This is a genomic window from uncultured Sphingomonas sp., assembly GCF_964244235.1.
Lineage (GTDB): Bacteria > Pseudomonadota > Alphaproteobacteria > Sphingomonadales > Sphingomonadaceae > Sphingomonas.
Window position 1 is genome coordinate 1 of record NZ_CAXTII010000120.1, and the last position, 5,787, is coordinate 5,787.

General features: G+C 65.9%; 6 protein-coding genes and 1 pseudogene. 5 read left to right on the plus strand and 2 right to left on the minus strand.

The window, feature by feature from the left end; genetic code table 11:
- Positions 1 to 533: 533 nt before the first annotated feature.
- Positions 534 to 824, plus strand: coding sequence for a hypothetical protein (locus ACFE7D_RS13770; protein ID WP_375395984.1), 291 nt, complete (start codon positions 534 to 536; stop codon positions 822 to 824).
- A 243-nt stretch (positions 825 to 1,067) separates the two neighbouring features.
- Here the strand turns inward: ACFE7D_RS13770 and ACFE7D_RS13775 are convergent, their stop codons facing one another.
- Both ACFE7D_RS13775 and dnaN read right to left on the minus strand, forming a co-directional pair.
- Positions 1,068 to 1,862: a Coq4 family protein gene (locus ACFE7D_RS13775; RefSeq protein ID WP_375395985.1), complete on the minus strand. Its 795-nt coding sequence runs from the start codon at positions 1,860 to 1,862 to the stop codon at positions 1,068 to 1,070.
- A gap of 201 nt (positions 1,863 to 2,063) precedes the next feature.
- The gene (gene dnaN / locus ACFE7D_RS13780) at positions 2,064 to 3,182 is read right to left on the minus strand and encodes a DNA polymerase III subunit beta (protein ID WP_375395986.1); all 1,119 of its coding nucleotides are present in this window, start codon (positions 3,180 to 3,182) and stop codon (positions 2,064 to 2,066) included.
- Between the two features lie 187 nt (positions 3,183 to 3,369).
- Here dnaN and ACFE7D_RS13785 point away from each other — a divergent pair, with 187 nt between their 5' ends.
- The 4 genes and pseudogenes from ACFE7D_RS13785 to ACFE7D_RS13800 all read left to right on the plus strand — a co-directional run.
- The gene (locus ACFE7D_RS13785) at positions 3,370 to 3,996 is read left to right on the plus strand and encodes a histidine phosphatase family protein (protein ID WP_375395987.1); all 627 of its coding nucleotides are present in this window, start codon (positions 3,370 to 3,372) and stop codon (positions 3,994 to 3,996) included.
- The gene (locus tag ACFE7D_RS13790) at positions 3,993 to 4,490 is read left to right on the plus strand and encodes a hypothetical protein (RefSeq protein ID WP_375395988.1); all 498 of its coding nucleotides are present in this window, start codon (positions 3,993 to 3,995) and stop codon (positions 4,488 to 4,490) included. The genes ACFE7D_RS13785 and ACFE7D_RS13790 overlap by 4 nt, the downstream gene beginning before the upstream one ends.
- A 131-nt stretch (positions 4,491 to 4,621) precedes the next feature.
- On the plus strand, positions 4,622 to 5,332 hold the full coding sequence (locus ACFE7D_RS13795) for an NYN domain-containing protein (RefSeq protein WP_375395989.1): 711 nt from the start codon (positions 4,622 to 4,624) through the stop codon (positions 5,330 to 5,332).
- A gap of 10 nt (positions 5,333 to 5,342) precedes the next feature.
- A pseudogene (locus ACFE7D_RS13800) lies at positions 5,343 to 5,787 on the plus strand (23S rRNA (adenine(2503)-C(2))-methyltransferase RlmN); the annotation flags it as partial.

Genomic DNA, 5,787 nt, shown 5'->3' on the forward strand with positions numbered 1-5,787 from the left:
AACTCTCGGCTGAACTTTCGTCGTTGCATTTACGCCCTCCGGTTCCGAAAACACCTTATCCTGGTGTCCACGAAACCGGCAGCAGCTCAGGGTATATCCGCTAGCCGCGCAAGCCTGTGACCAACCTATGACTGTTCATGGTGTGATCCCATCTACGCTAGAGCCTTCGCAGATTGGCCCGTGTTACGTAGCGAGCATGACGGAGCACGCTCGCACCCAACTCGACAAGTTCAAGGAAGCCGCTCGCGAGTTATAGACGGAGGGCGATCCGGAAAGGTTCAAGGAGCCGGTGGGCAAGCTGGCGAAGGCCGCACCACAATAAGGGCGAAGGCGGACGCGCCGTACCTGTCGTCACCAACAGGCATTAGCGATTACTCGCAACCGGCGCATCAGGTACACCACCGCGATGACGGCGCATCCCGGGTTTGGGACGAGCGTCCCTTGCGCACAAGCTTGCGTCAACTATCGCCAGTGGGAACGCTCCACGTACGCCGCCGTTACAGCCGAACCATGATCGTCCAAAGGGGATCCCTATGAAGCTCGCATTCGCCACCCTCCCGTTCGCCGCCCTCGCCCTGATCGCGACCGCCGGCGCCGACGCGCAGACGACCAACCGGACCAAGGTCACGCACGACACCAGCGTGCATGATGGCGTGGCGACGCGGACGACGAGGGTCGTCTATACCCACAAGCACAAGACGCGCCGGGCCAGGCGTATTTTGGGCGTCAAGGTCGGTCACAAGACCGTGACGCGCAAGACGGTGCGCGAGACGACGCATAGTTCGAATGGCGATGTCAGCACGACGGTGAAGCGGATGCATTGATCGGGGTGGGAGCGATGCGCCTCCGCATCTCTTTCGTCATGCCGGGCTTGACCCGGCATCCATCGTGCCCCGCATTCTCACGTTTGTGACTTCGCGGCACGATGGACCCCGGGGCAAGCCCGGGGTGACGGAGGTTTGGGATTATCGGCGAGCCCCAGCTGGTTCTCCTGCGAACGCAGGAGTCCAGGGTTACTAGGGACGCCGATGGTGACGCCGTGCTCCTGCGTTCGCAGGAGCACGGGATTATGCCGCCAGCCGGACCTCGGCATCGGGCAGCTTCGCCTTCTGCGTGCTGAGATACGACGCCAGTTCCGCGCCCAGTTCCACCTGCGCGCGCTTGTAGATCACCGGCTCGGCGATGTTCAGCCGCGCGCGGACCGCGTCGATCGGCTCGTGGAGGAGCTTCAGATAATCCTCCCCCGAAATCCATTTCGCGTGCCGGCCGTGGCGATAGCCTTCCCAGACCGCACGCGCGAACAGCCGGCTGCCGGTGACGCGGATGCTCTTCAGCGCCGCGGCGGCGCCGACGAACGCCCAGCCGAGCCCGCCGACCTGCGCGTAGCTGAACGCGACGAGCGCGGCCTCGCCCATGCTCTCGTCCGCCTTGTAGCCGGTCAGGACGTGCCAGATGTCGTGCGTGTCGCGGACCCGGCGGCCGAACCAGGCATAGGGGTGGGCGATCTCGTCCGCGGAGGGCTCGACCTTGCTGACCTCGACCAGACCGGCGGCGGTGTAGCCGGTGGATTCGAGAAAGCCGCGATACGCCGCGCCGACGGTGCCGGGCGCGAAGCTGGCGACGAAGGCGGGTTCCGAAAAGCGCTCGGCCAGTTCGACGCGATCGTAGGCGATGCGGCCGCCCTCGGCCGTGCCCAGCAACCGGGCGTAGTTCATCGGCGCATTGCCGACGTTCAGCGCGCGCATGATGCGGAACACCTGCGTGGTGTCGTCGCCGTTCGCCATCAGCTTGCGGATCGCGTCGAACGCGACGCGCCAGTCGCGGCGACCGGTCGTGCCGGGGAAGGGGAGTAGCTTCGCCATCGAGTCGCGCTCCTTACTGACATCAGTGTAGGTAGCGAATTTGGGGGTAGGTGGCAAGATGGGGGCGTAGCGATCGGCCCCCCCCTCCTACCCCCCCTCCGGCCTTCGCCGGGGAGGGGCAGGAGGGCGCGCGCTGGCGCTTACGGCCGTCCCCGATCCCCCCGCCGCGCCGTACACCTGTCCGGCCGGGTAGCCTGGCTTCTACACCCGCATCGGCATCAGCACATACAACGCGGCGGCCTTGTCGTTTTCGCGGATCAGCGTCGGTGCGGCGGCGTCGGCCAGATGGACCTCGACCGTGTCGCCCTCGATCTGGCCGAGGATGTCCATCAGATAGCGGCTGTTGAACCCGATCTCGAACGGCAGCGCGGTATAGTCGCCGGGGACTTCCTCGGCGGCGGTGCCGTTTTCGGGACTGGTGACCGACAGCGTGATCTTGTCGCGATCGAGCGCCATTTTCACCGCGCGGGTCTTCTCGGTCGCGATCGTCGAGACGCGGTCGACGCCCTCCATGAAGCTCTTGGGATCGAGCTTCAGGATCTTGTCGTTGCCGGTCGGGATGACGCGCGAATAATCCGGGAAGGTGCCGTCGATCAACTTCGACGTCAGCAGCGCGGTGCCGAGATCGAAGCGGATCTTGGTCGGCGACAGCGACACGCCGACCGATCCATCGACCTCGTCGAGCAGCTTGCGCAGTTCGGCGACGCATTTGCGCGGCACGATCACGTCGGGCATTCCCTCCGCACCATCAGGCCGGGGCAGGGTGACGCGAGCGAGGCGGTGGCCGTCGGTCGCCGCGGCCTTGAGGACGGGCTGCGATCCGTCGCCGTCCGCCACATGCAGGAATATGCCGTTGAGGTAGTAGCGCGTCTCCTCGGTCGAGATCGCAAAGCGGGTCTTGTCGATGATCTGCTTCAGCGTCCCCGCGGGCAGTTCGAACCTGGTCGGCAGTTCGCCTTCCGCGATCACCGGGAAATCGTCGCGCGGCAGCGTGCCGAGCGAGAAGCGCGCGCGGCCCGCGACGATGGTCATGCGCCCGTCCGTGGCGGCGAGCTGGACCTGGCTTCCCTCGGGCAGCTTGCGCGCGATGTCGAACAGCGTGTGCGCGCTGACCGTGGTCGCGCCCGGCTGATCGACCGCGGCGGCGACGCTTTCGTTGATCTGCAGGTCGAGGTCGGTCGCCATCAGCCTGAGCGCGCCTTCCGCTGTCGCCTCGATCAGGACGTTGGACAGGATCGGGATGGTGTTGCGGCGTTCCACCACGGACTGGACATGGCTGAGCCCCTTCAGAAGCGTCGCGCGTTCGATCGTCGCCTTCATTCGAAATCCCCCGTGCCCGCCCGAGTCCGCAGGCAACGCTCGCGTGTTCCTACCCAATGACCATGGTCGCGGGCAAGCGTCGCCGGACTGTCGTACGTGAGTAAAGCATCGGTTAACGATGCGACCGGCCATCGGACGTCGGCGAAAGCCGTTGCAATGGTTTGGCGGGTGACGGACAGGGACGGGCATGCGGACGGGCAGGGACTTTATCGCGCGCCACGGGGAGACGGTGTTCAACGCCGCGCGGCGGCTGCAGGGCGACGCCCCGCACACCCCGCTGACCCGTGCCGGGTTCGCGCAGGCGGACGAGATCGGGCGGGCGATGCTCGGCGCGCTCGGGCCGACGCCGGCGTTGACCCTGTGGGCATCGCCGACCGGCCGCGCGTTGCAGACGCTGGCGGTGATCGCGGAGCATCTGGGGCTGGACTGGCACGCGGCGCGGACCGATGCGCGGCTGGTCGAGATCGGGATGGGGTCCTGGGGCGGGCGCTATTATGCCGACGTCATCGCCGAGGTGGGCGAGGTGTTCACCGCATCGGGCGCGCTGAAGGTCGCGCCGGACGGGGAGGATTATCCGGCGATCGCGGCGCGGGTGCGCGGCTGGCTGGCGGATACCGACGACGCGCCGGGCGATCGGCTGGTGGTGATGCACGGTATTTCCAGCCGGGTGATGCGCGGGGTGATGACGGGCACCGCGCCCGATCCGACGATCGGCGCGCCGTTCGCGCCCGGGCTGCCGCAGGGGTCGATCGTCTGCATCGAGAATGGGGTCGAGCGGTTGGTCCACCGCGGCACCGGCCACGCGTCGGCGTGAGGCGCTGGCGGGCATTGGGGCGGGCATTGGGGCTGGCGTTGGTGGCGCTGATCGCCGCGCCCGTCGGAGCGCGCGAGGCGATCGGGGTGTACAAGGGCTGGGGCGCATTCCGCGATGCGCAGCCGCGCCGATGTTTCGCGATCGCCGAACCGGTGCGCGCGGGCGGTGCGGGGCGGCCGTTCGCCAGCGTCGCGGACTGGCCGGGGCGGGGCCTGCGCGGATCGCTGCACATCCGCCTCAGCCGCGAGCGCGACCGGTCGGCGGGGGTGACGCTGTCGATCGGCGAACGGCGCTTCGCCCTGATCGCGGACGGGGTCGATGCATGGGCCGCGGACACCGCCAGCGACCGGGCGATCGTGGCGGCGATGAGGGACGGGCGCAGCATGAGCGTCGAGGCGGTGGGCGCAGGCGGGCACCCGTTCGCGGATGTGTATGCGCTGCCGGGCGCGGCGACCGCGATCGATGCGGCGGCTTTGGGGTGTGCGGGGCGGTGAAATCTTGACTTCGGCGTACGGAAAACGTACATCATATTGATCCCGTCCCCGGCTTGCCGTCTTGAGGCGCTCGCAAGAGCAGATATCAGCTCAAGGCCGCTCCCGGGGACAACTTGTTTCTGGGCACTATCATGGCAACGGCAATCCTGGTTGATGGGGCGTTTTTTCTACGCCGCTTCAAGCACAGTTTTCCCGATCATGACCGGGAGAATCCTAAAAGCGTAGCGCATGGTTTGGGTTTGCTGGCCTATTGGCACCTAGCCCAACGGATCGGTCCGTTGGAGATGATGGAGCAGATCGGCAAACATGATTCGCAGATTTCCCAATCGCGCGAATTCTATCGTATATTTTTCTACGATTGTTCACCGCTCACGAAGCGGATGCACAAGCCATTGTCGCATCGATCGATCGATTTCGGTAAGACGGCCGAAGCAAAGTCTCGCCTCGCCTTCCACAGCGAGATACGCAAATTGCGTAAGGTCGCGCTACGACTGGGACGCCTCAATGCCACGTCGCGGTGGCGGTTGAGCGAAGATGCGACGCTCCGCTTGATCCAGTCGCCTGCTGCCTTCGTTGCGACCGACGACGATTTCGAAATCGATACGAAACAGAAAGGCGTCGACATGCGCCTCGGCCTCGACGTGGCCTCGCTCGCATTCAAGCAACAGGTCGATCAGATCATTATCGTGGCCGCGGATGCAGATTTCGTTCCGGCGGCCAAACTGACACGGCGTGAAGGGATCGACGTCATTCTGGATCGCATGGGCGATCAACGGGCCGCGACCGATCTGATCGAACATGTCGACGGCATTCGGGACTGCTTTCTGCCACGACCAAGCTGATGGAACGCTGATGCAAATCCCCGGCCACATCGACCCCGTGCCCGTCCCCCGCGCGCTCGTGCCGCGCAGCGACGGGCGGATCGACCTGCTCGGGCTGTCGAAGGACGATCTGCGGATGGCGCTGGAGACGTCGCAGCTCGATCCCAAACAGGCGAAGCTGCGCGCGAAGCAGCTGTTCCACTGGATCTACAATCGCGGCGCGACGCAGTTCTCGGTAATGACGGACATCTCGAAGACGATGCAGCCCTGGCTCGAACAGCGCTTCGTGATCAGCCGACCGCAGGAGGTCGAGGCGCAGGTGTCGACCGACGGCACGCGCAAATGGTTGCTGCGGACCGATGACGGCAACGACTATGAGATGGTGTTCATTCCCGATGCCGATCGCGGGACCCTGTGCGTGTCGAGCCAGGTCGGCTGCACGCTCAACTGCCGCTTCTGCCATACCGGCACGATGC